General features: G+C 52.6%; 15 protein-coding genes. 10 read left to right on the plus strand and 5 right to left on the minus strand.

The genetic code is table 11. The features are described 5' to 3' along the window. Position 1: 1 nt before the first annotated feature. Positions 2–2,542 (minus strand): hypothetical protein, encoded by a 2,541-nt coding sequence (locus JWJ90_RS08615; protein ID WP_205226809.1) that lies wholly within the window; start codon positions 2,540–2,542, stop codon positions 2–4. Between JWJ90_RS08615 and JWJ90_RS08620 the strand changes: the two genes are divergently transcribed. From JWJ90_RS08620 to JWJ90_RS08635, 4 genes are read left to right on the plus strand one after another with little or no spacing between them, the layout of a single operon-like run. After that, positions 2,520–3,419 carry a DMT family transporter gene (locus JWJ90_RS08620; protein WP_240194827.1) on the plus strand — a complete coding sequence of 300 codons (900 nt, stop codon included), beginning with the start codon at positions 2,520–2,522 and terminating at the stop codon, positions 3,417–3,419. The two genes, JWJ90_RS08615 and JWJ90_RS08620, sit on opposite strands and share 23 nt — an antisense overlap. Further along, on the plus strand, positions 3,412–3,612 hold the full coding sequence (locus JWJ90_RS08625; RefSeq protein ID WP_205226810.1) for a DUF2905 domain-containing protein: 201 nt from the start codon (positions 3,412–3,414) through the stop codon (positions 3,610–3,612). The genes JWJ90_RS08620 and JWJ90_RS08625 overlap by 8 nt, the downstream gene beginning before the upstream one ends. Positions 3,613–3,618: 6 nt before the next feature. Then, a complete protein-coding gene (locus JWJ90_RS08630) occupies positions 3,619–4,395 on the plus strand; it encodes a hypothetical protein (protein WP_205226811.1) in 777 nt (258 codons plus the stop codon). Then, positions 4,388–5,032 (plus strand): RluA family pseudouridine synthase, encoded by a 645-nt coding sequence (locus tag JWJ90_RS08635; RefSeq protein ID WP_205226812.1) that lies wholly within the window; start codon positions 4,388–4,390, stop codon positions 5,030–5,032. Before JWJ90_RS08630 ends, JWJ90_RS08635 begins: the two co-directional genes overlap by 8 nt. A 14-nt stretch (positions 5,033–5,046) precedes the next feature. Here JWJ90_RS08635 and JWJ90_RS23720 read toward each other — a convergent pair whose 3' ends face one another. The 3 genes from JWJ90_RS23720 to JWJ90_RS08650 all read right to left on the minus strand — a co-directional run bounded on the left by JWJ90_RS23720 (position 5,047) and on the right by JWJ90_RS08650 (position 8,288). Continuing rightward, on the minus strand, positions 5,047–6,195 hold the full coding sequence (locus JWJ90_RS23720) for a LysM peptidoglycan-binding domain-containing protein (protein ID WP_205226813.1): 1,149 nt from the start codon (positions 6,193–6,195) through the stop codon (positions 5,047–5,049). Between the two features lie 221 nt (positions 6,196–6,416). Continuing rightward, the gene (locus JWJ90_RS08645) at positions 6,417–7,397 is read right to left on the minus strand and encodes a malate dehydrogenase (RefSeq protein ID WP_205226814.1); all 981 of its coding nucleotides are present in this window, start codon (positions 7,395–7,397) and stop codon (positions 6,417–6,419) included. A 363-nt stretch (positions 7,398–7,760) separates the two neighbouring features. Then, positions 7,761–8,288 (minus strand): NUDIX hydrolase, encoded by a 528-nt coding sequence (locus tag JWJ90_RS08650; protein ID WP_205226815.1) that lies wholly within the window; start codon positions 8,286–8,288, stop codon positions 7,761–7,763. Between the two features lie 294 nt (positions 8,289–8,582). On the opposite strand from JWJ90_RS08650, the gene trkA reads away from it, so the two are divergent. Genes trkA through JWJ90_RS08665 form a run of 3 tightly spaced genes read left to right on the plus strand, consistent with a single transcriptional unit; the run spans position 8,583 to position 12,528 of the window. Beyond that, positions 8,583–9,920, plus strand: a complete 1,338-nt coding sequence (gene trkA, locus JWJ90_RS08655) for a Trk system potassium transporter TrkA (protein WP_205226816.1) — start codon at positions 8,583–8,585, stop codon at positions 9,918–9,920. After that, a complete protein-coding gene (locus JWJ90_RS08660; protein WP_205226817.1) occupies positions 9,917–11,392 on the plus strand; it encodes a TrkH family potassium uptake protein in 1,476 nt (491 codons plus the stop codon). The genes trkA and JWJ90_RS08660 overlap by 4 nt, the downstream gene beginning before the upstream one ends. Then, positions 11,389–12,528, plus strand: a complete 1,140-nt coding sequence (locus JWJ90_RS08665; RefSeq protein WP_205226818.1) for a radical SAM protein — start codon at positions 11,389–11,391, stop codon at positions 12,526–12,528. The genes JWJ90_RS08660 and JWJ90_RS08665 overlap by 4 nt, the downstream gene beginning before the upstream one ends. A gap of 32 nt (positions 12,529–12,560) precedes the next feature. Here the strand turns inward: JWJ90_RS08665 and JWJ90_RS08670 are convergent, their stop codons facing one another. Further along, positions 12,561–14,717 carry a bacteriohemerythrin gene (locus JWJ90_RS08670; protein ID WP_205226819.1) on the minus strand — a complete coding sequence of 719 codons (2,157 nt, stop codon included), beginning with the start codon at positions 14,715–14,717 and terminating at the stop codon, positions 12,561–12,563. Between the two features lie 112 nt (positions 14,718–14,829). On the opposite strand from JWJ90_RS08670, the gene JWJ90_RS08675 reads away from it, so the two are divergent. The 3 genes from JWJ90_RS08675 (at position 14,830) to JWJ90_RS08685 (ending at position 17,449) form a co-directional block, all read left to right on the plus strand. After that, a complete protein-coding gene (locus JWJ90_RS08675) occupies positions 14,830–15,036 on the plus strand; it encodes a hypothetical protein (protein ID WP_205226820.1) in 207 nt (68 codons plus the stop codon). Next, on the plus strand, positions 15,027–15,338 hold the full coding sequence (locus JWJ90_RS08680) for a hypothetical protein (RefSeq protein WP_205226821.1): 312 nt from the start codon (positions 15,027–15,029) through the stop codon (positions 15,336–15,338). Before JWJ90_RS08675 ends, JWJ90_RS08680 begins: the two co-directional genes overlap by 10 nt. A gap of 278 nt (positions 15,339–15,616) precedes the next feature. Continuing rightward, a complete protein-coding gene (locus JWJ90_RS08685; RefSeq protein WP_205226822.1) occupies positions 15,617–17,449 on the plus strand; it encodes a chloride channel protein in 1,833 nt (610 codons plus the stop codon). The last annotated feature ends 23 nt before the right edge of the window (positions 17,450–17,472 follow it).

Genomic DNA, 17,472 nt, shown 5'->3' on the forward strand with positions numbered 1-17,472 from the left:
CTTACCCACTAATTCGTTGAAAGAAGTTTTTCTTTTTGGTTTTTGCAGCATTATTTTGTTGTTCATCAAGCATCTTGTGGAGCATGGCGGTTAGCGAGCCCGGAAGCAGGTAGTCCTGGCCTCTGTCTCCTTGAAAGATGGAGGCGGACTGGCGAGCCACATCCTTCCAGGAGATGGTGGTCTCATTTTTGGCTACAATCTCAAAGAGCATCTTATTGTAAGGATCGTTGATCATCGCCAGCCCGGTGCCAATGGTGGCCAGCAGGTCCACCGACGAGGCAAAGAGCCGGGTAAGATTGGTATACACCTTGACGCCACCACAAGAACCCAGGCTGAGAAAACGCTGTTTGTTTTGCAATTCGTCTGTCTTGATTCTGCCCGATTCAATCAGTTTTCCCAAGGGCTCGGTGATCTGCTCCGAGCGCCAGTAGCTGTGGCCACGCTGGGCCAGCATCTCGTCTCCGGAGAGAATAAAACGCCTGAGCATCTCCATTTGGTTGTCCTGGGTGGAGTAGACGAACTGGGTGTGATTGATGCGAATTCCATTGATGTCTTTGGTAAAGGCGATGGCAAAGTGTTTGTTTTGCATCGCCTGAAACAGCGAAGGCAGGCCTGCCTTCAGGTATCCCCTGGTTTCGGCGCGAAATCTACCTGTCATTGCGGGGATGGAGTATTGTTCCGAGATGTTGAGCTTGTAGCCGCTTGCCAGCAACATGCGTGCATTGGAGGCAAAGGATTGGCGGCCATCGTCATCGGGGTGGTACATGGAGACGGAACCCAGGCGCCCATCTTCCTTCCATTGGGCAAAGGGGGTGGTCTGGTAGCGCTCCATGTCAACCGCACCATGACGTACTATCATACGGCTGATGAGGATGCGGTCCTCTCTGCCCAGCAACTCCGGTGAAGTTTGCAGGTAATACTGTAAAATCACGTTGATCAACTTGGCGTTGGTTGCGGTTTCCGACTCGCTCTGCTGGCTCATGAGGGTGATGAGGTAGGTCCGTGCTTCCGGAGAAAGGACCTTGAGCAGGTGGGTGAAGGTGGCGGAAAAAAGGAGAATGGAGTCTTCACTTTTCAGTGCAGAGTCGGTGATGAGAGAGAGAATTTCTTTTTGTTTGTAGAGTTCCTCCGGGAAAAATTCGGTGAGCTTCCCTTTTTGGGCGCAACTCGCGATAAAATCGGCCACCAGAAGATTCTCAGGGTCGATAATCTGTAAAAAATTGAGGAGGTCGCCCTGATAGCGGCCCTGAATGCGAGTAAGCAAAACAGGCACCATGATATCCCGAAAGGATGAGTCATAGAGCTCGCTCCCTTGGGCCATAATTGCATAACTGTTGGCCACTGTAAGGTCCCGTGCGGTTTGTACCCGGGCGGCGGCGGTTGCCCTTTTGAGCTGGCCAATGGCAGTCGCCCGGTTGGTTTGACTCAAGTTGTCAAAACGTGCGCGTACAGCAGGTTGGAGCTCTTGGTATTTATTTTCCAGTTGCTGCATGGACCATCGTCCTAAGCTTGCCTCGGAGATCTCATAGCCATTTTGATTGGTGATAGCGTGAAGGTTGTTGATTTTCCACAGGATCTCTTTGCCGCCCTCATACAATGCCTGCAGCAGCGCAGATTTTTTTTGGGGGGAAAAGCTTTCATACTGGGCTTCCTGAATGTGGGCGGGCAGGGCAAAATAAGCCACCAGCCAGTCCCAGCTCTCCTGAGCGGTAATCCCTTTTCTGGAAAACAGAAAGCGTGCGTTTCTGGCATCGTTTTGATAGAGCCGGGCGAGTAGATTGAGCCCATCAACCATAATCTCAGTGGTCATGTTGCTGCTGCCGGCAAAGGCTTCGGCTGCCTTTGCCTGGTGGCCCTGCAATCGTACAATCAGGGGGAGTGCATTCAAAGCCTGGTTGATACGCAGGTCACCGATTTGAAACAGAGCCCGCGCCGCACGGACATGGTCGCTTGGCATGCTGTTGAGGGTGGGGATAAGCGCCATGGCCTGGTGCAGGGTAATGCCCTGAACTCCCAGAAGGGCTCTAAAGGCACGTCCAGTGTCAAAGCTCAGTTGTTTGACAGTGGTGAGTGAGGCCGTGGCTTGCTCGATATTCATCCCTGCAAGTTCTGTCAGCGCCTCAAAGGTCAGTACCTGTTCAAAGGTGAAGCGTTCATGCTGCAATCGCTCGATCATCAGGCTGGCATGATCAAAGTCAACGCCAGGAACGGTGCAGATTTTGCGGAGGATACGCTGGCCGTTATAGTTCAACCGTGCAATGGCTGTGGCACCCAATGCTTTTTGCTGACTGGTCAGTCCGGGGATTTTTTGGTATAGCCCCACGGTCTGCTGTACACTGACAGCGCCCGGCTGCGAGGAGGCAACCTGGGCGGAGACCACCACAATCCCCAAGATAAGGGTGAAGGTGAGCTGGAATAAAAAAACAGTACGCCGAATTGTTCGACAAAAAGAAAGAGGGGTGTGCATAGTGTCTAAAGATGGATCCGTGATATCCGAAGGTCTGCAGAGGGTGGTGCCGATGGCGGCCTTACTGTTGGCCATGGCACTGTGGGGAAGTTCGTTTGTTGCCTTGAAATATAGTTTTCAGGAAATGCACCCCCTGGTGGTTATTTTGGGGAGAATGATCGTTGCCTCGCTCTTTTTTCTTCCCTTTCTTGGTTCGTTGGCTCAAGGGCCTGTCCCTAAAAAACTCTTTGTGCCTGTACTTGCCATGTGTTTATGCGAGCCTTGCTGCTATTTTCTTTTTGAAACAGCAGCACTGACCCGCACCAGTGCATCTCAGGCCGCGATGATTACCACCATGCTGCCTTTGATGGTGGTGCTCTCAGCAGGTTTTTTTCTTGGAGAACGTATCACCGTTCGGACCATCGGCGGATTTGTTGTCGCCGCCGCTGGTGCACTTTGGCTCAGTCTGAGCGGAGAGGAAACCCCCCAGGCTCCACAACCGGCTCTGGGGAACTTTTTAGAGTTCATGGCCATGGTTTGTGCGACGGGGTATACTATTCTAATGAAACGGTTAAGTAAAGATTTCCATCCTTTTTTTCTTACCGGTATCCAGGCTCTTACGGGCGCCGTCTTTTTTTTGCCCATTCTCTTTTTGCCCTCAGTCCAGGCATCGGGGCTCAGCCTGGGGGGGATAGGGATTATTTTTTATCTGGGGCTGGTTGTGAGCTTAGGCGCCTATGGGCTGTATAATTATGGAGTGAGCTGTATTCCTGCCAGCCAGGCTTCTGCCTTTGTCAATCTGATACCGGTGTTTTCCATTCTTCTTGGTTTTCTTATTTTAGACGAACGACTCACACTTTGGCAATGGCTGGCAAGCTTACTTGTCTTTACCGGTGTGCTTCTGAGCCAGGAAAGAGGACGTGTGCGTCGGCCATCTTCTCTCAATACCACGACAGGTTGTTGCGATGAGTAAGACCTTCATTCTTCTAGGGATTCTTTTTCTTTGCCTAGGGCTTTTCTGGCCTTGGTTGAAGCAGCTGCCTTTGGGACGGCTACCGGGTGATATCCTTATTGTCCGTGAGAATTTTCGATTTTCATTTCCTTTGACCAGCTGCATCCTGGTGAGCCTGGTCCTCTCGCTCTTGCTCTGGTTGTTTCGTCGGTAGCGGGAAATGATTGAAAGAGGGAAAAGGGGGGCAGAGATAGAAGAAATGCGCAGTGGTGGCTGGTGCGCTGCCTGCAATCGAAGCCATCTCTTACCGGCAGGACCGGTATTATCCGACTGCCATGCGCTGATGAGTCATCTTTCTCGTGTTAAGCGCATCGACGGCCTTGAGGCACCGTGTGGCGATGATCCCCGGTGCGCAACCCGCCCTCTTTTTGAGACCGGTGGCGGCAAGATGTTTGGCCTGCTCTCATGCAGAGATGATGCCGGAAAGCGGGTCGTGCTGCGCGCATTTTCAGGTCAGCTCAACGGACTCTGGCAGGTAGCTGGCTGGGTGGGGCCGATCTTTGATGTCAAACGATTCGATACACTGGTGGCTGAGCCGGATAGGGCGATCAAGGCGTTAGGGCAGAGACTGCAACGCTGTGAGCCTGTTTCGGTGGAATACAGGGAGTTGAAACGAAAGCGGCGGCAGCTTTCCCAGGAGTTGATGCAGGCAATTCATGCACTCTATACCCTGCGAAATTTTCGCGGTGAATCTGCCCCGCTCATTCAGGTCTTTCAAGGGAAGGGCATGCCTCCTGCCGGGACCGGCGACTGCTGCGCACCCAAGTTGCTCCATCACGCGGCCTGCCACGGGCTGCGTCCTGAAGGGTTGGTCGAGTTTTACTGGGGAACCACCAACCATTCGCAAACCAAGCGCCATGGGCAGCTCTACGTGGCCTGTGAGGCCAAATGTCAGCCCATTCTTGGATTTCAGCTCTGCGGAGGCGTGGATGTGTGAACTAGAGATAATCTTTCAGGATGCAGCTATTGTAGTGGTCAACAAACCTGGTGGCTTATTGGCTGTTCCCGGTCGTGGCCCGGATAAGCAGGACTGTGTCACTCAGCGGGTGCGTCTTCTTTTTCCCGACTGCATCGAGCAACCGGCTGCCCATCGTTTGGATATGGATACCTCCGGTTTAATGGTCCTGGGGATCACCGCCCAGGCTCATCGTCACCTCTCTGCCCAGTTTTCCCAGCGAACGGTTGAAAAAACGTATCTGGCTCTGCTCGATGGTTCTGTGGCGAAGGAATCCGGGGAGATTGCTCTTCGTTTTCGTCTTGATCCCGACAATCGACCGCATCAGGTGTATGATCCGGTCCAGGGAAAGTTAGGGCAGACCCGATGGCGGAAACTCTCCACTCTCCAGGGACAGAGTTTGATCGAGTTTATCCCGCTCACCGGTCGAACCCACCAGCTACGCCTGCATGCCGCTCACCCCCTTGGGCTGGGCTCAGCTATCGCAGGCGACCGTCTTTACGGCACCGGGGTTCTGGGCGACAGGCTCTGTCTGCATGCGGCCAGGCTCTGCTTTGACCATCCTGAGAGTGGTGAGCGGTTGGAGTTTATATCTTCCGCACCATTTCTTGATGTGTAGGTGTTCAGGCCTGATTAAGGTGTTTGCTTGCCGGAGCACAGGTTTTCCACCCCCTGAAGGTTCAGCTTGGTGCCGGGGAGGAGCAGATCCGGATTATCAATCAGCTCTTTGTTACGTGCATATAATTTTGTCCAGGCGTCCTGGTTGCAAAGCACGCGCTTGGTGATCTTACTCAGCGAATCTCCGGGTTTGACCGTGTAATACTGTGTTTCAGTTTGGAGGGGGAGCGAGGGCTCAAGCTCTGCTGGCGGTGTGGGAGCGGGGGCCAGGACTGGCGGGTTTTGAATACTTTGAGCCGGAGCTGCAGGTTGGGCATCCTCATGGATGTTGGGTTCATTCGCAGGGAGAGGCCCCTGGGGGAGCGGTTGACGTTCAGCTTGGGGCTCTTGTGTTTGCGTCGCCTCCATGGCCAACGGTTCTGGTTCACTGAGTTGATCATTGAGTTGCACTTGCTCAACAACCTGCGTTTCCGTCAGGCTTTGAACCAGCTCTTGGGCATCTGCTTCGGCCTGCTCAACCGTATCCGTTGTTGCCGCCCGAATCTGTGCACCCAACTCTGCAACCGGAGCCTCTGCGGAAGCTTGAGGCGCAGATCTCTGTTCCTGGAGTTGTGGCGGTGGTGTTGTGGAGGGAGCTAGTGGCACCACCTGATCATTCTGGCTGATCACAGCGGGCTGCTCATTTTGAGTTGGCACATTGGGCTGGCTTTTTTGCTGGCTTAGATACCACCAGCCGCCCACGGCCAGTGCAAGCAGCAGAGCTCCTGTCAAAAGAGGTGCTCCAGAGCTGCCCGATCGCTTACTGCCTTTGGCCTGTTTGCCCTGAGTGCGAATCCGTTTTGAACGAAGCCGCACCGCATCGGTCAGCGCCAGCGTCTCGGTGATGCGTTTTCTTCGTTCCTGTAGCCCTGGAAAATCAACGGCGACCTTGGCCGCCTGCTGATAGCATTCCTGCGCCTCCCTGTTGTTTCCTTGAAGTTCATGGCTCTCTCCCTGAGCAATGAGCGTTTCGGCCTTATTCCATAGCTGCTGACGTCGAGTCTCCAGGTCCTCACGCGTTTGGGGAGGCATCTCGTCCCCATGCATGGTGAGCAGAGTTCCTGCCTCGGTAATATGACCTGAATCAATCAGGGCCTGTATGTCACTGCTTGAAAAAGTGCTCACGGCGAAGCTCCTGTAAAAGAGTACTTAAACCCCAGGTGACTGTTGTTTGTGCTGTCGTGAACTTACGGCGATCATTACAAAGAGGGTAGCTGGTTGCGTCTGACTTTGTCAAGAAATTGAGGCTGTTAATGTTGGAGTATGGGGTTGGTTTCCATAAAAAAAGGGTGCTCTTCAAGAGAGCACCCTTTTTTGCAACAACCTCTCTCTGGCGAGATCAGGCCTTATGAGATGTGTTTTGCAACAGCATCACGCTCGCTTTTGAGCTCGGCCTCGGTCTTCATGATCATCTCACGGCTGTAAGCGGAGATCTCAAGACCTTCAACGATTTTGTAATCGCCGCCTTCGCAGATGATCGGGAAAGCAAACATCAGATCTTCGTCTACACCGTAGGGGTTGCCAGCGCTGTAGATACCCATGCTGACCCATTTGCCTTCGCTGCCCAGAGCCCAGCTGCGCATGTGGTCAACGGCTGCAGAGGCAGCAGAAGCAGCAGAGGATGCACCGCGAGCTTTAATGATGGCGGCACCGCGCTGCTGAACGGTGGGGATGAAGTAGTCTTTGTTCCAGGCATCGTCAACCAGATCTTTCACCGCTTTACCGTCAACAGAGGCGTAGCTGATGTCCGGATACTGGGTAGCGGAGTGGTTACCCCAAACAACAACTTTCTCAACCTTGGTGGAATGAGAGCCAGCTTTCTCTGCAATCTGAGACATGGCACGGTTGTGATCCAGACGCATCATGGCGGTGACGTTGCGCGGATTGAGTTTGGGAGCATTTTTCATGCAGATCAGGGCATTGGTGTTCGCCGGGTTGCCAACAACCAGTACGCGGCAGTTGGGATTGGCGTTGTCGCTGAGTGCTTTACCCTGTACGGTGAAGATAGCGCCGTTGGCATCAAGCAGGTCAGAACGCTCCATGCCCGGACCACGAGGACGGGAGCCAACCAGCAGGGCGAATTCGGCATCTTTGAAAGCAACGTTGGGATCATCGGTGGCGATAACGTCTGCTACCAGCGGGAAGGCGCAGTCGTTGAGCTCCATCAATACACCCTGCAGGGCACCCATTGCCGGGGGAATCTCGAGAAGCTGCAGGATAACGGGTTGATCAGGACCGAGCATGCTGCCGCTGGCAATGCGGAAGATGAGGGAATAGCTGATCTGACCGGCAGCTCCGGTTACTGCTACACGTACTGGTGCTTTCATTTGTTTCTCCTTGTTGTTGAACCTACTGCAAATTAGTAGACCAAAAATTGGTTACTACCATCAGTTGTCATGCAAATCCCCAAGGGGACTTTGGATCAAGAAACGAACTCGGTACTCATGTGAAGCAAGATAGGAATATGAATTTGAACAGGAAAATGAGGGAACAGCTTCTGCGAGAGGGCCTGGGGGAGAGGTGTCGTGGCCGACACGAATCCGTAAGGCGGGGAAAAAGTTAATGTTCTCGGATGCTTTGCCCAAAGTAAATGAATTCCCATTCAGACGCACCGATATTGATACAAATCAACGGCTAAAAAGTCAAGCGCTCTTTCATGGGGAAAGCGAGAGGAGAAATAGAGAAATTTTTCAGGAAATATGCGAGTATCGGTCCGCAATCACCATCATTAATGTCTCGTAGGTGAACCCCCAGATATAGCCTTCTGTGGCTGGAATGCAGGGGAAGAGTACCTCAGGACAACGAGGACTCATTGGGCGCTTGATAATATTTGCGCTATCGGATACGTAGTCCAGCTCTAACCATTCGTGGCAGCTGATTTCGGACTGCTGCAGTTGAATGGGCGGAACTTCGGGAAGCTCAAAAAGGTAGGTCGTCACTGGGACCGGTTGGTTCAGGTGATTGCCCGCTTGGCGTATGGGGTACTGTTTGATCAGATTGTCGGTGGAGAGTTTGATACCACATTCCTCATAGGTCTCTCGAATGCAGGTCGCCAGCAGGGATGGATCACCATTGTCTCGGCGGCCACCGGGAAACGAGTAATGGCCGGACCAGGGATCACGGGGGTTGGATTTTCGTTTGAGCACCAGTACCTCGGGTTCTGGGGCACAGGAGATGATGGTGGCCACAGCGGCCTCTTTTTTAATGAAAGATTCCATATCATTTTGTATAGCAAATTCCCGCCTGATCCCCAAGAAAGGAAATAGGCGTACCGGGTATTTTTCGCCACTCTTTGTCTAATTGTTGTTGTTGCAAAAGCCTTGGGGATGCTGCCTAACCCTGTACAATATAGATATTTTCTAGTACCTTGCAACTGGAAGCCTACAAGACTTCCCTGAATCCGTGAGCAGTCGCTGGGCCTACCCTATACTGTGAGGCGGCAAGAGCAACCTGTTTTCATCTCTCCCGTACAAAGGCTAAAAGCAGATTTTTTGCCGTGACGAGTATCTTTTATGAATGTTCTTATCTACGGTGCCACTGAGACCGGCTATATAGTGGCCTCTCAGCTGTACCGCAAACACAATATAACCATTGTTGACGATGTAGATCGCCTGCCTGATAAATTTAATAATCTGGATATCAGCTTTGTGGCCGGGAACGGCGCTGATGTACAGGTGCTTGAGCGGGCCAATACGGCCAAGGCCGATCTGTTTATCGCCTGTTCGTTAATTGATGAGGCAAACATCGTTGCCTGCTGGACAGCAAAGAAAATTATCGAGGTCGAAACCATCTGCTTTGTTCGCCGGATGGAACTGTATCGCAACCTCAATTCACTCTCGCAAAATCGATATCAAACCAAATACGATATCGACACCATCATCTGGCCGGAGCAACTCCTGACCCAGGATATTTTTCGGATTGTCTCCGTGCCTGATGCCATTGATGTGGAATATTTCGTGCGTGGCAAGGCGAAAATGTTTGAGTACCGGATCAAAGAGCACTCCAATATTTGTAATCTCCGCATCATGGATTGCTCTTTTCCCCAGAATGTGCTCATTGTCGGGATTACCCGCGACCACAATCTCTTTATCCCCAACGGTGCCACCACCATCCAGGCTGATGACAAAGTCATCTTTATGGGGACCGGGCCGGCTCTGGATATACTTGCGGCCCAGTTTTCCCAAAACGTCAACAAGATCAAGACAGCCTCGGTCATTGGTGGGGGCTCCGTCGGTTTTATGCTGGCGCAGAAGCTGGAGCAGGCAGGTATTCGGGTCAAACTGATCGAGCACGATAACGCCCGTTGTGTCTATCTTGCAGATAACCTGAAAAAAAGTCTGATCCTGGAAGGCGACGGGACGGATCTGGAACTGCTGGAAGGTGAGAGTATCGGCGAGAGTGATGTCACCGTCTGCGTCACCAACAACGATGAAAAAAACCTGCTCTGTTCGCTCCTGGCCAAGCAGCTCGGTTGCGAGCGTATCATCACCCGTGTGGGCAACGTGCGCAACTCGGCCCTGTTTGAGCGGGTGGGGATCGATGTGGTGGTCTCGCCGCGCGAGTCAGCGCTCAAAGAGTTGCTCAACCGACTGCACGCTAAGGATGTCAATATCCTGGCCCTTGTTGAGGGAGGGCAGGGCGAGGTTCTGCGGTTGACCCTGCCGGAGAGCTTTACCGAAACCCTGGTCCGTGAGTTCAAGCTTCCGGCTCGTGCTATCATCGGCCTGGTGATTCGTGGCCGCAACGTGATCTTTCCCCATGGTGAGACTGCCCTGATGAAGGGCGATCAGCTTATCATCTTCACCATGGCCAAGGATGCCGAGGCCATCAAGGCGGCCTTCGCCAAATGAAGATAACCGCGATTGTCAATGTTATCGGGATTATACTGGTAGCCCTGGGCACCATTATGCTCACTCCCATATCGGTGGCGCTGATCACCGGTGAGTATGGTTCCATCCTGCCCTTTGTTGTTGCCTGTGGCTCCAGTGTGGCGCTGGGGTTTTTGTTCCAGTGGTACGGAGGCTTTTCCCGGGACTTTGACAACCTCAAGCGTACAGAGGGCATGTTGATCGTGACCCTGGCCTGGTTGGTCACCGGCTGTATCGGTGCCATTCCCTTCCTTTTTTACCAGTTGGGGCCACTGGATGCTTATTTTGAGTCAATATCGGGCTTTACCACCACCGGTGCCACCATCCTCAAGGATTTTGCTCCGTATCCCAAGACCTTTTTTTTCTGGCGCAGTCTCAGTCAGTGGCTGGGCGGTATGGGGATCATCGTTTTGTTTGTCGCCATCCTGCCCCAGTTTGCCGTGGCCGGGCGACAGATGTTTTTTGCCGAGGCCCCAGGCCCCACAGAAGAAAAAGTGACCCCGCGTATCACCCATACGGCAAAAGCCCTGTGGATGATTTACATCCTCCTGACCCTCTTGGAGATGGTGGTACTCTCACTGCAGGGCATGCCGGTCTTTGATGCGGTCTGCAACTCCTTTTCCACCATGGCCGCCGGTGGTTTCTCTCCTAATGGTCAGTCAATTCAAGGCTACAACAGCAGCAGTATTACCTGGACCATTACCCTGTTCATGTTTCTTGCCGGGGGGAACTTTGCCTTGCAGTACCGGGTCTTTTTTCAGGCCAAGTTCCGTTCGCTGATCAACAATGAGGAGTTTCGGTTCTACCTGATTATCGTGGTGGTCATGTCGCTTCTGCTCTGCTCCTCCCTGATGTTGGTTGAAGGGGATGACTGGCAGACAGGGCTGCGGGAGAGCTTTTTCCAGATAGCCTCCATCATCACCACCACAGGCTTTGCCTCTGAGGACTTCGGCCTCTGGGCCATCCCTGCCCAGACCATTCTCTTTACCATGATGCTTGTGGGGGGCTGCGCCGGTTCCGCCGGTGGCGGCGTGAAAGTGGTACGTGTGCTTTTTGGGCTTAAATATCTCAAACGAGAGATCGCCCAGGTGGTGCACCCCAAGGCGGTGTTGCCCATCAAAATCGACCGGGTCACGGTGCCAGGGGATATTCAACGCCAGATCCTGGGGTTTCTTCTCTTTTATATTGCTCTTGCGACCCTTTCCTCATTGATCGTCACGGTGATCGAGCATGATCCTGTGGTCGGCATCATCGGAACAGCCGCCACTATTGGCAACATCGGCCCCGGCTATGGAACCATCGGCCCCATGGGCAGCTTTGGTAATCTCTCTCCCTGGACCAAGGGGATTTTTATTGTTGATATGGTGGTAGGCAGGCTGGAGCTTATTCCCTTTTTGGCGATGCTCCATCCTGATTTCTGGACTTTTAAACGCAAACTGGCGCGAAAAGGATGAGCTCAAGCAAGCAACCTTTGACAGCAGAGCCCTACGGTGGATTTGAACAGGGACCGATTCGGCCCCCCAGTGAGGCCAACAGCCTGCTTCTTCGGGTAACTCGCAACTGCCCCTGGAATAAGTGTACCTTTTGCGGGCTCTACAAAGGGCAGCAATTCAGTCGCCGCCCGCTTGCGCATGTATTGGAAGATATAAAGACCGTTCAAGGCTTTGTTGGACAGCTCCAGCGCAAGGATCCCGTTGATGTGGATGCTTTAAGCTGGAGTGAGCAGGTGGCCTATTATGCTGCCCGGACCTGGGTGATGGATGGCTGTCAGTCGGTTTTTCTCCAGGATTCCAACAGCCTGATCATTAAGCCTCAGGAACTGATAACCATACTGGAGGCGCTCCGTAGCGCCTTTCCCCAGATAGAGCGGATCACCTCCTATGCCCGTTCGCAGACTATCGCCCGCATGGATGCCTCTGATCTTGCCTCCATTGCCGCAACGGGGCTCAATCGCATTCATATTGGGTTGGAATCGGGCTCCGATGCAGTCCTCGTCCGCGTGAAAAAGGGTGCCGATGCGCACATCCATGTCAAGGCGGGAATCATGGTCAAAGAGGCAGGTATTGAACTCTCGGAATATTTCATGCCGGGACTGGGAGGGGAGGAACTCTCCCAGGCGCATGCCCAGGAGAGTGCGGCGGTCTTAAATCAGATCAATCCGGATTTTATCCGTCTGCGGACCTTGGCCCTGCCAGACTCCCTTGAGCTGACGAAAGAGCAGGTTGCAGGTCGTTTTAAAAAACTCGGCGATAAACAAACGGCTGAGGAACTCCACCTCTTTCTCCGCTCGCTCTCCGGGATAACCAGTCAGGTGAAAAGCGATCATATTCTCAATCTCTTTGAGGAGATTGAAGGGCGGCTTCCAGAGGACCAGTCACGAATGCTGAAGGTCATTGACACCTTCCTTGCTCTTTCATCAGACGAGCGGATCCTCTATCAGATAGGACGCCGTTGCGGTGTCTTTCATGCACTTGCTGATCTCAAGCACCCTTCACTCAGAGCCCGTGCCCAGCAGTATGTGGAGCAGTGGATGGTGACTCCGGAAAATGTGGATCGAATCTGTGATCAATTAATGCAGCGCTTTATCTGACTCTTAATCGGTGCCGACAGTTGCTCACGGATTCAGGCCTTTTTGAGACAACTCACATAACCACGATCTACCCTTTTGATATGGTTGATCAGCCAGTCGCTGAGGAAATTCATCAGATCCAGCGTGATGGTGACGCTGCCACTTTCGAATTGTTTTTGAAAATCAACCACCTGAGCCACCAGCTTCTCGTGTTCACGTTTGTGAGCGTCAAGTTTTGGATATCCCGCCTCCTCCATCATTCGTTCTTCGTCTTTAAAATGTTCCACCGTATACTGGGCCAGTTCCGCAAGGGTTGCGCCAAGGACTGATTTCCCCGCGCGAACACGCATGGCGTGATGCAGTTTGTTCACCAGATCCACCAAGTGGTGATGCTGTTGATCGATGGCGTCGATACCAAAGCTGATGGAACTGTCCCAGGTGATGAGATCCGGGGCATCGTCCGTCTGGGCAGGTCCCTTGGCCTGGGTCCTATCCACCTTGAACTCACCAATCATGACCTTTAAATCAGACGCCAGACGGGTGAGATCGCTGGCATTGACACTCACCTTATGACTACTGTCGGCGATGGTGCGGGCGATGGTGTTGACCTCGGTGATATCCGATGCAATCTCGCCGGAAAAGGTACTACTGGTGGCCACATTGCGGCTGACTTCGTCTATGCCGGTTGAGGCCTGGTGCAGGTTCTCGATGATTTCCACCGATGCGTTTCTCTGCGTCTCCACCGAGGAACTGATCGAAGATACCGTGGTGTCCACCTCGTTGATTACCTCGGCAATGTTGCCGATATCACCCACTGTTTCCTGAATGTGGTTCTGAATCCCCTCAATTTGTCGCCTAATATTCAAGGTGGCCTCAGCAGTTTGCTTGGCCAGCTCCTTAATCTCGTTGGCAACCACGGCAAAGCCCTTGCCCGACTCACCAGCCCTTGCCGCCTCAATGGTGGCATTGAGGGCCAGCAGATTGGTCTGTTCGGAAATTTCAGTAATAACCTCGGTTACCTTGTTTATTTCCGCTGCCGCCTTGCCCAGGTCATTGACTTTGGTTGAGGCCTGCAGCATTTCATCCACCGCCTTATTGGAGATGGAGCGGGCAGTCTCTGAACTGTTCCCTATTTCCTGCATCATCTGATTGAGATTATCAACGGTTGAGGCCACGATACGGACATTGGTCGCAGCCTCTTCAGTGGCAGCTGCCACTGAATGCATATTTTGACTCATCTCACTTGCTGCTCGGGCAACAGCCGATGATTTTTTCCCCATGGAAGTTACGCCTTCATCCATCTGTTTGGAGATGATCAAAAGCTGATTGGCAGAGGCAGTCACGGTTTCGAAATATTCAGCAATGTTACGGACAATGTCATGCAGTTTGCTGATAAAGGCGTTAAACCAACCCGCCATTCTGCCCACTTCATCTTTGCCATGTACATCGAGTCGTTTGGTTAAATCACCTTCCCCCTGAGCGATCTCCCGCAGGATCTCACCCGTATTGACGATGGGGGCGGTGATGCGCTTGCTTAAAAAAGCCACCAGGACCAACGTCAGGACAAAGGTGACGGCAATGATCAGCCCCAGGTGCAGACGCTGTGTAGAAATAACAGAGCTGATTTCCGCCTTCTTCTTGGCAATGGCCAGGTCGATATCACTGAGGTATATCCCCGTGCCCACCAGCCAGTTCCAGGCGGGAAAGGCTTTTACATAGGCCATTTTATCCTCAGGTTGATTGTGTCCAGGTTTCTGCCAGGAATACCTAACCATCCCTTCGCCTTTGGTGCGGGCAATCTGACTGAAGTGCTGAAACATGTATTCACCCTTGGCGTCCTGGAAGTTGACCATGTTCTTTCCTTCCAGGTTGGGACTGGCAGGATGCATGACCATGGTTGAATCCAGTGTGTTGACCCAAAGGTAGTTGTTGTCTCCGTACCGCATGGAGCGAAGTGTCTCCATCGCCAACTGTTTGCGTTGGTCCAGTGTTAGATTATCCTGGCTTGCGGCATGTTCAATGACCTTATAGGCCACTTCCACCAGGTTTTTGATCATCGAGGTTTTATCTTCTATCATGGAAGCTCGGATGGTCTCGAGTTCTTTTTGCCCCTGCCGGTTAAGCGATTGTGAAGACCAGTAGAGGGAGAGGAGGCCAAGCAGAAGCAGACCGGCGCTGGAGGTAAGAAGGATTTTTTTGAAAATGTTCATTGCAGTTGTTCGCGGGCTGAAGAGAGAAGGAAACCGCATCGTCTGATGCAGTAATTGTGCATATACTTTGAGTATATGCAGGATTTTTTGATGACGTCAAGCAAGCCTCGATTTGAATCGTGTTAAGAAGCCTAAATATGCTCATCAGGCTATGACCAAGGAAGAGGCTGGTGATTTCCCAGGAGGTATGTTGGAAAATTTTCCTAGGTTTACGGGAATAACAAAAATTATTGTCTCTGGTGTTTCCCTCGTATTTGTTTCCCTGTATAGTGCCGCAAATATTGCTATTAAACAAATGTACACTGCACCATGGATTTAGAAATATCTGATCAAAACGTCGCTTTGGCTGAGCCACAAAGTGGTTTTGTTGAACGACGAGTGGCAACAACCGACCGAAGGCGAAAAGGGGATCGCCGCTGTGGCCGTGAACGACGAATCGATCCCCGCCTTACCTCACGTAAGCCTAACAGATCCATCATAGAGTGGGTGCGTTCCATTACCCGTCTGCGACTGGGGGTGGACCGTAGAAAAAATCGCGACCGTCGTCGGCAATATGACCGCCGGCAATTCACCCCTACCTCCTTGCTGAGCCAAGAAGAGTTAGCTGATCTGCTCTCCTGAAACTCAATCAAGAAACCTCGTTCAAGCAGAGCAATTTTTTGCTGGCAACAGGCTTGATTGTTTAAAAAATTTGTTGCCCTCCATTGGGAGCGCGTTACTCTTACAGGCGGTTAGTAACAGCTCTCCGCCCCCTTCACTCTGTTCGTCCCTCCAACCTGAGCCCCCAGGTGAAAAAGGATCAACCCACTCTGTGTTCGTGACAGGGGAGGCGTGTTGTCTGTTTTTTCACACCTTGCGGTAACCGCTTTCCGCCTTTGCCGCCACATTGGAGGCTTGCCATGAGTCAGCTTGGGCAACAGGAATCACCACCCATTCATCCCCCTCTTTCCCGTATATCGTTACTGCTGCTGGCAGTACTCACCGGTGTTGTTGCCGGTATTGGCGCCCTTTTGTTTCGCGGTCTTATCGCCCTTGTGCATAATGGATTATTTCTGGGAACCTATGGCCTGAGTTATGATGCCAACCAGCACACTCCCCTGAGTCCCTGGGGGCTGGCAGTCATTTTTGTGCCAGTGCTTGGCGCCCTGATTGTTACCTTTCTTGTTACCAAATTCGCACCAGAGGCCAAGGGGCACGGTGTCCCAGAAGTGATGGATGCGGTATATTATGGGAAAGGTCTCATTCGCCCGATGGTGGCTCTGTTTAAGGCCCTGGCCTCAGCCTTCTGCATCGGCACCGGAGGCTCGGTTGGCCGTGAAGGCCCCATAGCCCAGATCGGTTCCGCCTTTGGCTCGACCATGAGTCAGATTTTTCCCATGACTGCCAAGCAGCGCATAACCCTGATCGCAGCCGGGGCAGGGGGCGGCATTGCCGCAACGTTTAACACTCCCATCGGTGGGCTGCTTTTTGCCATCGAGCTTTTGATGCATGAGGTCAGTGTTTCGACCCTGGTCCCGGTTGCCTTGGCCACCGTCACCGCCACCTACATTGGTCAGCTTTTTTTTGGGGTACACCCCGCCTTTGTTATTCCTGCGCTGGAACAACCCTATTTCTCAGTTCTGAGTCCCTGGTTACTGCTTTACTATGCAGTCCTTGGGATTGGTATGGGCGTGTTGGCGACCCTCTATATACGTTCTCTCTATCGTTTTGAGGATCTCTTTGCCGAGTATTCCAAAGCGCATCCCTACCGCTGTCATGCCGGCGGTATGCTGCTTGTCGGCATCCTGATGTATTTGATCATGCGCGTCACCGGCCATTACTACATTGATGGCGTCGGTTACAGTGCAATTAATGATGCACTCTCCGGGCAGATGTCGGCCTTGGGGCTGATGGCTGCCCTTTTTGCCCTCAAGTTGTTGGCGACCTGTCTTACTCTGGGCTCAGGGGGGTCGGGCGGCATTTTTTCGCCGGCGCTTTTTTTGGGGGCGATCGCAGGCTGTGCGTTTGGCGTGCTCTGCCAGATGGTCTTTCCGAATATGGAGATTAGCCCGGCTGCCTTTGCCGTCGCCGGGATGGCGGGGATGGTTGGCGGTGCCACCGGTGCTCCCATGACAGCCATTGTCATGATTTTTGAGATGACTCTGGATTACAGTGTTATCCTGCCTATTACTATAACCGTGATCCTGAGCTTTGCCCTACGGACGCTGCTGTTAAAAGATTCCATTTACACGCTCAAGCTGGTTCGGCGAGGTCATTTCATGCCCGCTGGCTTGCAGGTAAACTTGCTGCAAATGCGAACTTCGCAGGATGTGATGCAGGAAAAACCCGCGAGTATTGATCATGAGGCATCGCTGCAGGATCTCTGGAATCTTGCCCTGTCCCATCCTCAAAAACGTTGGTTTTTGGTGGTAGACGGGCAGAAGGTTGTGGGGGTTATTCCCCGCGATGGTGCCTGGGCAAATGTGATTAACCAGGCCGAAGAATCCCAGCAGGTGGCCGCGTATATGCGCCGTGATTTTATTTATGTGGGTGAGCGCGAAAAACTTGTTAACGTGGTCGAACGAATGCATACACCCCATGCAGCAGTAGCCTTGGTCCTTGGGCGTGGAGAGCATGGAAACATGCAGAATACGGTTAAGGGCGTGCTCAGTTGGGAGGAGATTGCAGTCGTGCTTGAAGAGGCGGCCGATCTGTTTAGTGAGTATCGGCAGCCACAATCCCCCGTTTCCTGATCGCTTGGTCGCAGGCAAAGATC

Origin of the sequence: Desulfobulbus rhabdoformis (genome assembly GCF_016919065.1) — a bacterium.
Lineage (GTDB): Bacteria > Desulfobacterota > Desulfobulbia > Desulfobulbales > Desulfobulbaceae > Desulfobulbus > Desulfobulbus rhabdoformis.